Annotated in this window: 10 protein-coding genes; 2 read left to right on the top strand and 8 right to left on the bottom strand. The window is 46.8% G+C overall.

Annotated features, from left to right (window positions below):
- Positions 1-77: 77 nt before the first annotated feature.
- The 7 genes from C5O19_RS06560 to secA form a co-directional block, all read right to left on the bottom strand.
- Entirely contained in the window at positions 78-710 is a 633-nt protein-coding gene (locus C5O19_RS06560; protein ID WP_104710700.1) for a nitroreductase family protein, read from the bottom strand.
- A 282-nt stretch (positions 711-992) separates the two neighbouring features.
- Positions 993-3,191 (bottom strand): alpha-galactosidase, encoded by a 2,199-nt coding sequence (locus tag C5O19_RS06555; RefSeq protein ID WP_104710698.1) that lies wholly within the window; start codon positions 3,189-3,191, stop codon positions 993-995.
- A gap of 124 nt (positions 3,192-3,315) precedes the next feature.
- Positions 3,316-4,014: a lipocalin family protein gene (locus C5O19_RS06550; RefSeq protein WP_104710696.1), complete on the bottom strand. Its 699-nt coding sequence runs from the start codon at positions 4,012-4,014 to the stop codon at positions 3,316-3,318.
- Entirely contained in the window at positions 4,011-4,175 is a 165-nt protein-coding gene (locus C5O19_RS06545; protein ID WP_094813828.1) for a DUF2256 domain-containing protein, read from the bottom strand. The genes C5O19_RS06550 and C5O19_RS06545 overlap by 4 nt, the downstream gene beginning before the upstream one ends.
- 45 nt (positions 4,176-4,220) lie before the next feature.
- Entirely contained in the window at positions 4,221-5,450 is a 1,230-nt protein-coding gene (locus tag C5O19_RS06540; protein WP_133163315.1) for a hypothetical protein, read from the bottom strand.
- A 91-nt stretch (positions 5,451-5,541) separates the two neighbouring features.
- Positions 5,542-6,039 carry a DinB family protein gene (locus tag C5O19_RS06535; protein WP_104710692.1) on the bottom strand — a complete coding sequence of 166 codons (498 nt, stop codon included), beginning with the start codon at positions 6,037-6,039 and terminating at the stop codon, positions 5,542-5,544.
- A 611-nt stretch (positions 6,040-6,650) separates the two neighbouring features.
- A complete protein-coding gene (gene secA / locus C5O19_RS06525) occupies positions 6,651-10,019 on the bottom strand; it encodes a preprotein translocase subunit SecA (protein ID WP_104710688.1) in 3,369 nt (1,122 codons plus the stop codon).
- 437 nt (positions 10,020-10,456) lie between these two features.
- Between secA and C5O19_RS06520 the strand changes: the two genes are divergently transcribed.
- On the top strand, positions 10,457-10,963 hold the full coding sequence (locus C5O19_RS06520) for a hypothetical protein (RefSeq protein ID WP_104710686.1): 507 nt from the start codon (positions 10,457-10,459) through the stop codon (positions 10,961-10,963).
- Positions 10,964-11,062: 99 nt separating this feature from the next.
- On the opposite strand, the gene C5O19_RS06515 is transcribed toward C5O19_RS06520, so the two are convergent.
- Positions 11,063-12,007, bottom strand: coding sequence for a 3-oxoacyl-ACP synthase III family protein (locus tag C5O19_RS06515; protein WP_102200630.1), 945 nt, complete (start codon positions 12,005-12,007; stop codon positions 11,063-11,065).
- A 694-nt stretch (positions 12,008-12,701) separates the two neighbouring features.
- Here C5O19_RS06515 and C5O19_RS06510 point away from each other — a divergent pair.
- Complete coding sequence (locus tag C5O19_RS06510; RefSeq protein ID WP_104710684.1) at positions 12,702-13,790, top strand: alkaline phosphatase; 1,089 nt, start codon at positions 12,702-12,704, stop codon at positions 13,788-13,790.
- Positions 13,791-13,828 lie beyond the last annotated feature (38 nt).

The following is a 13,828-nucleotide window of genomic DNA, read 5'->3' as shown; positions in this document are numbered from 1 at the left end:
GCCATATACTTTTAGCTTTAGACTTTCTAAAAGTGATAAGCTTTCCTCACTATTAACCAACAACTATCAACCATAAACTAATTCAGTTCCGTAATAAACTGATCTTTCGGCTTCCGTACCTTTTTCATCGGAGCCAACCAATCGCCTGATTCGTCGCGGTAGCCCAGGGGTAATAAGGTTACACTACGTAGGCCTTTTTCTTTCAGATTCAGTAATTCATCCAACGCAGCGGCGTTGAAGCCTTCCATCGGTGTCGCATCTACGCGTTGCTCAGCGGCGGCTGCGATGGCAATACCAAAAGCGATATACGCCTGACGAGCAGCTGCCTGGAAGTTCTCCTCAGCAGTTTTAGCTCCGTATACGCTTAATAACATGTTTTTGTAGCTGTCCATGCGATCGTCGGGTAAGCCGCGTTCACGAGTCGTGTGCAGAAACATATCGTTGATACGTTGAGCATCCAGGTCATCCCAGGCCGCAAAAACCAGTACGTGTGAAGCATCCACAATCTGACTTTGGTTGTTGGCAATCGGCAGGATTTGTTCTTTCAAAGCCTGGTTCGTGATGACCAGGATTTCAAAGGGCTGCAAACCCGAAGACGTCGGAGCCAAACGGGCTGCTTCAAGAATAATATCAACCTTTTCCTGAGGAACGGGAACGCCGTTCATTTTTTTAGTAGCGTAACGCCACTCTAAATCACTGAGGAGACTCATAAAAATATTTTGTTAAAGACAATTCGATTCAGGTATAGTTTCTACAGCCTTATGAATAGGCGTACAAACATATATGTATATACATGTAAATAAAAATAGTTGTGAAATAGTTTACGAGATCGGAAAAATATTTATAACCTGTTCCATTTATTTTTTAACACAGGAGCCAAACCCCGTAGGGGTTCAATGTAATGCCCCCGTATGACATGCGGGGAGCATCCCTTTACAAAAAAAACAGGCTACCTCCTCAGAGATAGCCTGTTTTGCTCGTCATTTTAAGGGCTATTTCACTTCCGTCAGCTCAATAATAACGCTGGTACGATTCAGATTAACAGCAGGATTAAAGCCTGCGGTCATTAGGAAATCGCCCGTATAAACGGCTTCTTTCGTAATTTTTGATTGCGTGCCGGGGTATAAGTTGATCTCTTTCAAGGCGTACTTTTTCTTCGGATCAAGTCCTTTTAAGGGTACTGCCCGACCAGAACCCGCTCCAAATCTACTGCTTACCATGTAGTTGAACCACACCGAACGACTCTTGTCTCCATTCACGAACATGAGCGAAGCAAAGTCATTTTCGCGAGGGTTCACCATCCGGTACAGGTCGCCGTGCCAGACTACGTCGCTGATGGAGCGGTACGTTGCTACGGATTGCTGGCTGAATTGCAGATCTTTTTCGTCGAGCTTGCTGACCACAATATCATATCCCATTTTACCCATCATGGCCACATCGGTCCGATACTTGAGGGGTTGTTTACCCCAGTCGGTGACGTGGTCACAGTGAGCGATCGTCGGATAGAAATACGAGTATTCCCACTGCATGAAGATGCGTTCCAGCGGATCGGTATTATCACTTGGCCAGAATTCAGTGAAGTATTTCAGGGCTTCGTAATCCACGCGTCCACCGCCCCCCGAGCAGAGCATCATTGGCACTTTCGGGTACTTGGCCCGCACGCGTTCGAGCACTTTGTAAAGTCCCAGTACGTAATCTACGTATAGTTTCGATTCCGCTTGTTTAGTACTTTTGAGGTACTCTGAATGAGCGTTATAGATTACCGCATTGCAGTCCCACTTAATGAACGCCAGATCCGGATTCTTCGTAAACAGATCATCCAAGACACCAAAGACAAAGTCTTGTACTTTCGGATTCGACAAGTCCAGGACCAACTGATTACGGAAATAATGTTCCGGACGAGCGGGCTGTTTGATCACCCATTCCGGGTGTTTCTCGTACAACTCACTCTTGGGATTCACCATTTCCGGCTCTACCCAAATTCCAAATTTAACTCCCGCTTTCTGAGCTTCTTTAACCAGGTAACCGATTCCATGCGGCAATTTCTTGACGTTTTCTTTCCAATCACCTAAACCCGCATTGTCACCATTCCGGGGATACTTGTTGGCGAACCAGCCATCGTCGAGCAGAAATAAATCAACGCCGAGTTTCTTCCCATCCGCAAACAAGCCCGTTAGTTTCTGCTCGTTAAAATCGAAATAGGTAGCCTCCCAGTTGTTAAGGAGCGTCAGACGAGAACCTTCTCCGTCGAGAATCCGGTACTTGCGAGCCCAGCGGTGCAGATTGCGGCTGGCCTCACCCTTTCCGTGATCTGAATACGTGTAGATAAACGAAGGCGTTTTAAACTCCTGCCCCGCCGTTAGCGGATACTCCGACGCGTGGGGATTGATGCCCGCAATCAGACGAAGGTTGTTGTACGTATCCGTTTCAAAGTCAATCTTGAAATTCCCAGACCAGCCCAGCGTTCCAAGCAGTACTTTGCCTTCTTCTTCCGAAGCGGGTTTATCGAAAGAAAGCATAAACGTAGGCGGCTGAAACAGGTTCGCCCGCGTACCCAGTTTGGAATCCAGCGAAAGGATACCGGCTTTTAACTGCGTTTCTTCGGGATTCATTTCGTGAGCCCAGCCCCCGTGGTAATGCGTCAGGTGAAACTGCTTCCCAACGAAGTACAGATTTGCCGAAGCGTATTTATGCAGGATAATGGTACCCTTTTCCTGGTTGCGAATCGTACTCCATTGCTCCACTACATTTTCCTTCGCGTAGGTTTTGTAATACAGCGTAACCTCAACCGCGTACGCCGGATCTTTCAGTACTACCGTTGTCAGGCTTACATTATCGTCCTGCTTTTGCGTTTGGTGGCTTTGGTACTGTAATTCAAGCGAGGTATTGCCATCGGCGTGCGTAATGCGAATAGCGGGCTCGCACAAACTCCAGGAGCCACTCGGCGTATAGGCTGAGTTATAAATACCTGCATTTTCGTCCTGCTGGCGACTTTCCTTGATGATGGAGCCGTATTCAGCCGTTTGCTGCAGGCGAGGACCGAAATAGCTAATTCCTACTCGCTTACTGGCATCCGTTTGGAGTACCAGTGCATTTTGCTGCGTTTCGATGGGAATAACTTGTCCGTATAGAATAGAGGTGGTCAGCAGGGACACGAAAAGCGTACACTGCGTAGTAAAGCGGTTAGACATGGATGAGCGTTGACTAATGAACGCATAAAATTAACAGAAGAAACGAATGAGCGGATAGAAAAAAAGACAGCCCTGCTGGACTGTCTCGAATTGAATTGGAAAATGATAAAATCCCACTAAAAGCTTATTTCACGCAATTGACTTTTTTCAGCGTAAGGCCATTCGTAAAGGTAATGTCCTTATGATTTTGAAAAACTACCTTACCTTCTTTATCATGGACTGGGCCAAATCCTTCTACCAACGTATCCCCTTTTTTGATGAAAACCACTTCGCGTACAGAAGAGCGACCCTCGGAATTAAAGGTATATTCGGCCAAAAGCGTATCCCCCTTCATTTTTCCCTGAATACTACCACGATTCGCGTCCTTTTCGTGAAGTTGGTACGTTAGATCGCCCGTCACCCGTGGACGCGTTGCTGTCAGGTGCAGAAAAACAGTATCCTGATTCATGGTGTAGGAATAACAGGCTTCCTCATCCTGATCACTGACGTTCATCGCTGACGTTTTGGTAAAGGTAAGTTCCCGACCGTTCTCGTCTTCTACCACCAGGGTGTTGTCTTTCAGGGAAAGAATCTTAAAGCTGTTCGTATACGGTTCTTCTGATTTTGTACCGTGCAGGACCAGATTACTGCCTACCTGTTCCCAGGTTTTGTACTGAACGCCCTTAACGGGCAAAGCTGTAGCGATTCCCTCTTTATCCAATACAAAGCCCCAGGCCTCGGGATTCTGGCCACTCGTCATCCACTTCCCTACCAGCGAGTCGGCGTCTTTATTTTTGCAAGCTATAAAACTGATTAGTAATAAAACATAGATGAAAGGTTTCATATGTTTTCAGACTTGGGTTTAATGGTTGATTTATTCATTCGGCATTTGTCACTGCAATACACTACCTCTTCCCAATTGCGTTCCCATTTCTTCCGCCAGCTAAACGGTAACTGACAAACCGGACAGATTTTTGTGGGTAGATGAGGCTTGCGATGTGACATATAATTGAACTATGGAATCGCAGAAAATCTAAATAAACTGTACCACTACCGGTTATAGGGATATTCGCTGATCCAATGAAAACCGCGACCTGTCAACGTATAGTCCTCTACTTTTCTACGCCGGAAGCTGGCCTGCAAGGGCTTTCCTTCCCATTCACCTCTGAGTTGAAACGTATCTTTTGCCCAAACGTAGTTCAGCGTATATCGTTGGGTTGAATCATACTGATTCGTAAAGCGAATGGTTTTCTTCTGCTCATCGATTTTAGTGTTATAGTATTCCTGTTTGTTATTCATGCGTAATAAAATTCCGTAACTATTCTCAATCAGTAGCTTCTGCCAGCGGATGCTATCAGTAGTAAGGGGCGGCAGCGTATCCGTTCCCAGGACAAAGGTTTCAGCTTTGTAGGTACCCCGCAGAGCAATATCAGCATCCGGAAAGGGCTTGAAGCTGCCACTGGTTTTCATGATTAGAAACAGGATCACCAGCGTTTTACCGATCGTATGCGTGAGACGTTGCCCCTTCCCGGATAAAGCCAGTGACGACTGATTCAACTGAGCTGGTTGTTGTAACAGAAATAGTCGCACCAAGGCGGGAATATCCGGTGTTAATACAAAAAAGGTCAACAAGAGTAGATAACTCGAAAATAACTTCACCGGAATATCGTAGGCGAAATTCAGCATGACAACATTGGTCATCACGGCCACAATCAGGAGGGCTCCCAGGGTCTTGGTTCGCCGGAAAAAGAGTAGTAATCCTCCGACTACCTCGCCTAATCCTCCAAAAACGGCATACACTTTGGACAATCCCATCATTACCCAGACGATGCCCATGGGTGAAGAATTACCATAGGTTTGCTCCAGCGAAATGAGTGGTGGCGAAATAAACTGACCTTCAAACACTTTGGCAAACCCGTAAAAAAGCATAAAGTAAGCCAGGTAATAGCGAACAAAGGTTTGCGTGAGTACGTAAAACAACGTATAGTTTCGGCGAGGTCCAACTACTGCCGCCAGTAGAACCGCCATGCCTAAGCAAAACGAACTGAGTACAAACAGGTACGCATAGGAAAAAGAGGTATCGCCACTGCCCGTATTCCATATTTTTTTGGCATTATCCAGATGTAACACCTGTGGGCCTACCCATTCCGTCAACTCAATAATCGCCTCCATATCGGTAAGTGGGAGCGTATACAGAATGGTATAAAGGGCAACGAACCAAAGAGCGGTACGACGGAGGTAATGCCAACGGATCGGCTGGCTGACAGGCAGGTGGTTCATCAGGTAAGAGGTTAGGTACGCAAGAATGCTGATACTCACCAAAGATTTCCCCTGAAACGAAGAAAACCAACCCAAAGGCTGGTTTTCTTCGTTAGAAATTCATCTCATCCGCACTGGGCCCGTAACTACCCGGAATTGGTATGTTCAGCAAACGTAAGTATACGCCTAACTGAGCCCGATGGTGGGTGATCTGGTTGTAAGCCATACGGATGACTTCGTGTCTGGGCCGGATACTGTAGATGGTTTCACCGTCTCGTAACGTCCAGGGTTCGTTGAGAATACCTTCGTTTTCGGATACTAACTGTGTCTTCCCATCCTCCAGACTTTTTTCGAAAAACGCCATTAGGTCTGCATTCGTATGGATCTCCTGCTTTTGATAAGGGTTGGAAGCAAAGTCCAGCTCATCCGTCGTTAATGTCATCGTTACCCAGGTAGGTAGTTCGGCAATATGCGTTGCCAGAGTTCGCATTGGCATACTTCGTTCGTGCGGAGCCCAATCCAATTTATCATCGGGTACACGGGATAACATCTTACGGGTGGTTTGAGCTTCCTGCTCCATTTCTTTTAAAAACATCGGAATCAGTTCCATCGTCTCAGCTGGTTTGTGGTTCGGATGTAAAAGTAGAAGGGCCCGATGACAGCCCTATGTCAGCAGGAATTGGGAAATTTTAGTTTGTATGGGGAAGTAAAATCAGGTATGATCTGTTAATCAGATCGGTTGTAGGAAAATGCTAGTTCTAAGTCTAACCCAACCTTAAAAAGATGCTGCAGACCATCTAATTGGTGCGAATTTCCAAACCTACATCAGTCGCCCTTTTCCAATCATACCCAACCCTTAAGAGGTTCACTCTAAATAACCCCTTATACCATAGGTGGAATTCAATGCGATGCTAACCATGAGTTGCACCCATGGCTAATCAAATCCCCCCCTCCGGGGTTAAACGGCCACACCTCCCCGAGTTCATTCAGGCTTGCTTTCCGACCCGCCAACCCCGAAGGGGTTCACTATCATTAGCCCCGTATGACATGCGGGAAATCGTCCAGCCCGGTAGGCACAGCCTACCAATTTTTGCGTCCGTAGCCAATGCTACCGATAACCCGTCCCGCTATCTTTATTGGATTTTACCTAAGAAACTGGAAACGGAAAAAGGCCAGCCTCTACCAGAGACTGACCTTTTTTATTAACGCTAGCAAACGATACTAATCAATAAGTACACATACGCCACGTTTCACATCTTCTTCTACTTTCTTGAACTTCACGTCCCGCTCTACGCGACCGTCCATGTACTGAACCGATACCCGTTGGTTAGGTTCAATCTTTTGAACACGAATGGGTTGCTGACGAGGCCGTTCTATGGCAGGAGCCATTTCTTCAAGCTCTTCTACGCTCGGTCCACTTCCACCCGTCAGTCCCGATACATCGTCTTTACTCGTCTGTAGCTGGGGCTGTGGTTCAGGCCGACGCGGCGGCTGAGGCACCTGCGGCTGATCAACAAACAGCTCAGGCACATCGTAACGCATGAGCAACTGAACAATGTCAAAGTTGACTTTATTGATGAACTGCTTGAACAGGTCAACCGATTCGAACTTGTAAATCAGCAAAGGATCTTTTTGCTCGAATACGGCATTTTGTACCGATTGCTTCAAGTCATCCATATCGCGGAGGTGTTCTTTCCATTCCTGGTCGATCACCGTCAGAGCAATATTCTTTTCAATTTCACGGGTTACTTCCCGGCCTTCAGAGTTCAATGCTTTCAGGAAATTCACCTGGAAGCCCATCACGTGCTCCCCATCGGTAAAGGGCAATCCAATGACCGATTGCTCATTAACATTACCCTGATTAGCTTCGAACAGATCCTGGAAGAACGTACGCATCCGTTGAGCGATATCCGCACCTTTCGCCTGATAGTGAGTCTCGGCAGCAGTGTGTAGCTGGTGCGTACGCTGCTCAGGCTTCATCCGCAGGAATTCATCCCGAGTGAAGGGCAACTGAATAGCAAGGGTCTCAATCACCCGCAATTCAAGTTCTTCGAAGCTTGGATTATTGTTGACCAGTTCTTCGCAAACGTCGTAGGTAATATTGGCAATATCCAGAGCCAGACGGTCACCAAACAACGCATTTTTCCGGCGTTTGTAAATGGCTTCCCGCTGGTAGTTCATCACGTCGTCGTATTCCAACAGACGCTTCCGGATACCGAAGTTATTTTCCTCTACTTTCTTCTGAGCTCGCTCAATCGAAGACGTAATCATTGAGTGCTGGATTACCTCTCCTTCTTCCATACCCATGCGGTCCATCACCTTGGCAATCCGTTCGGAACCGAACAGACGCATCAGGTTATCTTCCAGCGATACGAAGAACTGAGACGATCCTGGGTCACCCTGACGTCCCGCCCGACCGCGTAACTGACGGTCAACCCGTCGCGATTCGTGACGTTCCGTACCGATAATCGCTAAACCACCAGATGCTTTCGATTCAGGCGTCAGCTTAATATCTGTACCCCGACCGGCCATGTTGGTCGCGATGGTTACGTTACGCGAATGACCCGCTGATGCCACGATTTCGGCTTCGCGTTGGTGTTGTTTGGCGTTCAGTACCTGGTGCTGAATACCCCGCATCCGCAGTAAACGGCTCAGGATTTCCGAGTTTTCAACTGACGTTGTACCCACCAGTACCGGACGACCGGCTTTCACCAGCTCATCGATTTCCTGAACAACGGCATTGTATTTCTCCCGAACGGTTTTATATACCTTATCCTCTTCGTCCTTCCGAACAATTTTCAGGTTGGTTGGGATGGCTACTACATCGAGTTTGTAAATCTGCCAGAACTCACCCGCTTCCGTTTCGGCCGTACCCGTCATACCCGAAAGTTTATGGTACATCCGGAAGTAGTTTTGCAAGGTAACCGTCGCGTAGGTTTGCGTCGCGTCTTCCACTTTAACGCGTTCCTTGGCTTCAATGGCTTGGTGCAAACCGTCCGAGTACCGACGACCTTCCATAATCCGGCCCGTCTGCTCATCGACGATCTTGATCTTTCCATCCATGATCACGTATTCCACGTCAATTTCAAAAAGCGTATGAGCCTTCAACAATTGATTAACCGTGTGAATCCGTTGTGTCTTGATGGAGTAATCGCGGATAATCTCGTCTTTCTTGTGGATTTTATCTGCTTCAGAAAGATCTGATTTTTCAACCTGATTCAGGACTACCGACAAATCCGGCAGAATGAAGAAATTAGGATCTTCATTCTTCGTGGTCATCACGTCGATACCCTTCTCCGTCAGTTCTACGGAGTTATTTTTCTCTTCAATGACGAAGTACAACGGAGCATCGGCTTCGGGCATCCGTTTGCCTTGTTCCTGCAAGTAGTCATTTTCAGTAGCCCGCATGATGGCCTGATTGCCCTGCTCACTGAGGTATTTGATCAGCGGTTTGTATTTCGGCAATCCCCGGTGTGCCCGGAACAGAGCCAATCCACCCTCTTTAGTATTCCCCGCAGCGATCAACCGGCGAGCTTCCGTCAGAAAGCCCTGTACGAGTTTTTGCTGCTCATCCACCAGACGCTCAATCCGGGGATTTAACATTTCAAATTCCTGTACGTCATTGTCTTTCACCATCGGCCCACTGATGATCAAGGGGGTACGGGCGTCGTCAATCAATACAGAATCGACCTCATCGACCATGGCGTAATGGTGTTTCCGCTGCACCAATTCTTCCGGTGTGCGAGCCATGTTATCGCGGAGGTAGTCGAAACCAAATTCGTTATTGGTACCGTAGGTAATATCAGCCTGATACGCCTGACGACGCGAATGCGTGTTAGGTTCGTGACGGTCGATACAGTCTACGTTCATGCCGTGAAACTCGAACAGCGGAGCATTCCACTCGGAGTCACGTTTGGCCAGGTAATCGTTGACCGTTACAATGTGTACGCCTTTTCCGCCCAGGGCATTCAGGAAAGCGGGTAACGTTGATACCAGCGTTTTACCTTCCCCGGTAGCCATCTCGGAAATTTTACCCTGATGCAGTACCACCCCACCAATCAGCTGTACATCGTAGTGCACCATGTTCCAGGTGATGGGCTGACCCATGACATTCCAGGTATTTTTCCAGATTGCTTTATCGCCGTCGATAATGACGTTCGACTTTCTGGAAGCTACAAAACGGTCATGTAGGTTAGCCGTAACTACCAACTGACCATTTTCGGTATAGCGACGACCCGTTTCTTTCACAATCGCGAAAGCCCGGGGCAGGATTTCAAGTAATACGTCCTCCAGCTTCTGATCCGACTGTACTTCGAGGGCATCAATCTGCTTGAAGAGCGAATCTTTTTCATTAATGTCCATATCCGGATTCGCATCAATACGCTGACGAATCGCTTCGGATTGTTGATCAATGGGAGCAAGTCTTTCTTTGATGACTGCCTTCAAATCAGCGGTTTGCTGACGAAGTTCGTCATCCGAAAGATCTTTTAATTTGGCAAATTCGGTATTGACTTTTCCGACGTAAGGATAGAGTTCTTTTAAATCCCGATCGGATTTTGTACCGAAAATTTTGGTGATGAGTTTAAGCATAGCTATGTGCTAAAGCACCGTTATTCGTGGTTAGTCAGCCCGTACACGTGCTGATTTCATAATCAAGTCGGTTCAGTGGACTTAAAATGAAACCCCCAACCTGGGGTCGTTAAACAATAGGTAGAACACAAATTTACTCGATTCTTTCCACCCAAGAGCAAAAAAACAATTCCTAAATAATGGTTTAGCTTCGAAAGTGGACAAAAGGTTTAATGAATCGGACAAATTGACAGCAGTTCAGTGTTTTTCGAGGCTATTGCCTGGGAAGTAGAAACGGTTGTTTTGCAGGGGAAACCATTACTTTTGTAGGTATAACGCCCGAATTGGCAAAATCTTTCCCTAGTGGTTCTCCCTTTTATACTTGGGAAATTATCCTCTTGGATTGAAACGGATTCGAGCGAATCTACGTTCTAAAATCAGCACTGAATCTTTTCACTATGAGCAATACACCACAGGAAAACCCCTACTATCGCCCCGTGCACCGCGAACGGGCCAAGCTGAAAATTCCAGGTTTTGGCGGGGGTAGTACGAGCGGCAGTGGCAAAAGGACCAGAGAGAAGCGTAGTGATACGGATATATACGTTAAACTGTTGCCTCTGATCATTGTGGCCATTGTAGGTTACGGCATTTATGATACGCTAGCGGCTTTTAAAGGAAAGAAACGCAATCTGATCGACGATCCGCAGACCATTCAGGAAATGACCTGGAAACAGGAAAAAGTATTCAAGAAGTACGCTGATCTGTCGCCACGATCGCAACATTATTACCTAGTTATTGGGCAGGAAGGCCATACGAAAACCATTGACTTCGGTCGGGAAAAGACGGAGTTCTGGGACAAAGTAGATCCTTTCAATCATTTAACGAAGGCTCCGGGTAGCTTAAACGTATCTATTGATGCTTACGATAATAGTCGCGATCAGGTAGTGACGATGAAGTTTGAGTAATCGCGAGCGATTTAGTCAGAATCCTGATTAAACCATAAAAGGCCGATGAATGTATTCATCGGCCTTTTTCGTAAAGGCTTGTTATTAAATGGAATTCGCTTACGCTTCTACCAGCATCGCACCATACGAGTATCCCCCACCGAACGTAGTGACGACGATGTGATCGCCTTTCTGGAAGCGGTACTTATTTTCATCCAGGCCAATAGCACAACCGGCACAACCGGTGTTCCCTAAGTACTGAATGTTAGATAAAAGTTTTTCCATCGGTAAGCCCAGTTCTTCCATTACTTTTTTGCTGATCCGGAAATTGGCCTGATGCGGCAGCACCCAATCTACTTCCTCCAGCGTAAGTCCATTACGACCCAGAATCTGACGACTGGCTCGGGGCATGTACTGCACCGCGTGAATAAATACATCGCGGCCGTTGGGCATTACAAACCCTTCGTCGTTAGGCTTCAGGACAACCCCTTCCAGGGCTTTGCCTACCGTGGCTGCCCCGCCGGTTAGAATATCAACAATTTTCAGATCCGAATCCGATACCCGTTCGTTGGACAGGAACAGAGCCGCTGCTCCGTCGCCCCACAAGTGTCCGGCTATTTTATCCGATTCGTTGCTGTAAGCAGTGTTGTTATCCGACACGACAACCAGAGCTTTGGTCGCTTTCTTCATGCAGAAATACCCCTGAACGACTTCCAGGGCATTCAATAACGAAGAACAGGCCGTTGATACGGACAGTACCGGAATATCCGGAATTTGAAGATCATGCTGAACCGCATGAGCTAACGATACAATCGTATCGTAAGGGGTGTAGGTAGCTCCTACAATGAGGTCAATCTCCTGAACAGGGTATGGTAACAGGGCTAACCCCTGACGAACGGCCTCCACAGCCATAGTGTTCGTGTTTTCATGGGGGGCAGCTTTCCGACGTTCTCGGATGCCCGTCCTCTCCACAATCCACTGGTCAGACAATCCATTCAGTCGGGCGAAGTGTTCATTCGTAACAACTTGCTCCGGCAAATAGCTACTTATCGCGTTGATATACATAAGGGTCAAGCGGTACAGCTCGTATTTTGTACTTTGCCGTGCTTTTTTGCACTATGCAAAGAATAGTTATCTTCTCGAACTTACCAAATTTCTAATAGAATAATTCAATAAGACATTGGATAAGTACCAGATAAATTTGCAAATCCTTAATCTTCTTTGTTTCGGACGATTAAAATGCGGCGTTAGACAAGTGCTTTTAAGTCTCAAAAGTTCATGCCTATTCCAAAAAATAATATGGTATGGTAGCATACTAAATTCTGGATCAGAAGGCATATTTGATGCGGTCTGCTACGCACTAAGACGTTTCGAGAAATCGGTGCTAACATCAGATTTTCGTACCCATTTTTACTACACTCTTCTGTTCACATTAAAGTCAAAACCATCAGGGCCGACTATAATTTACTATAAATCAGCTACTTATTTTTTACTTTAGTACGGAAGATTGTTAAAATCCAGTAATTGGCCTTTTGTGAACCTTCTTCAACGCTTGTAAACGTCCGTATCTGTCTATCTATTAACTCTTACTTGCTTGATTAGGTTATGCGTGTTCTTGCCCGGTACTCGTAGCTATTTTATTGAAAGATCATTTTTATCAGGCAAGACTTAACAATTTATTCATCCGTTTAACGGCCTTTTAGCTGGCAATTAGGTCGAATTTTGTAGTGTATTCACTTCTTTTTTTCCCTTAAGTATTATGCATCGTTACCTTCTTTTGTGTGTCGGTCTCCTGGCGGGCGGGCTGTCAGTACAGGCTCAGCAAACGCCCAAACGTCCTAAAAACGTAATCTTGTTGATTGGTGACGGGATGGGCGTCAATCAGGTATACGCCGCTCAGATTGCCAACAAAGGTCCGCTTCACCTGAACCGTTTTCCATACCTCGGTCTTTCTACCACGCACCCCGTCAAAGATTTTATTACCGATTCAGGAGCGGGTGGTACGGCTCTGTCTACGGGTGTAAAAACGAAAAACGGAGCCGTCGCGGTAGACTCTGCCAATCGTCCCCAGGTGACCTTGGCCGAACTGGCTAAAAAGCGGAAACTTTCTACCGGTATCGTTACTACCTGCGACATTACAGACGCTACCCCAGCAGATTTTTATGCTCACCAGTCCTCCCGCTCACAACACGAAGCCATTGCTGAGCAAATGGTCAATGCGGACCTCGATGTAGTGATTGGTGGCGGAATGCGGTATTTCTTCCAACGGAAAGACGGCAAAAACCTACTCGAAGATTTTAAAAAGAAAGGCTATACGGTAGCCGATACTTCCCAGGATTTTACGGTAGCCACGGGTAAAAAGCTGGTTGCTTTCAATGCCGGCATGAATCCAATCAAGGTTAAAGAAGGTCGGGGTCCTATGCTTCGTCAGGAAGTAGAAAAAGCATTAAGCATTCTGTCGGAAAACAAAAACGGTTTCTTCCTCATGGCTGAGGGCTCGCAGATTGACTGGGCTGGTCACGCCAACGACCTGGAATATATGGTGACTGAAATGCTGGATTTCGATAAAGCGGTAGGAGCTGCTCTCGACTTTGCGGAAAAGAACGGCGAAACACTTGTCATCGTAACTGCCGATCATGAAACGGGTGGCTTGAGCCTGACGGGTGGTGACTGGAGAAATGGCGTTGTCGAAGGAAAATTTATCTGGATGAATCACTCCGCTAACCCCGTGCCCGTGTTTGCGTACGGCCCTGGTTCTGAGTTATTTCGGGGTATTTTTCCTAACGTAGAGGTAAACAAAAGAATTCAACAGGCCTGGTGGGGCGAAACCATCCTGAGCCGTAAATAGTTTTAAGTTACGTTGTTCGTTCTCAATAGATAGAAACG

Origin of the sequence: Siphonobacter curvatus, from assembly GCF_002943425.1 — a bacterium.
In the GTDB taxonomy this organism is placed as follows: Bacteria; Bacteroidota; Bacteroidia; order Cytophagales; family Spirosomataceae; genus Siphonobacter; species Siphonobacter curvatus.
This window is presented reverse-complemented; position numbering and strand designations above follow the sequence as displayed.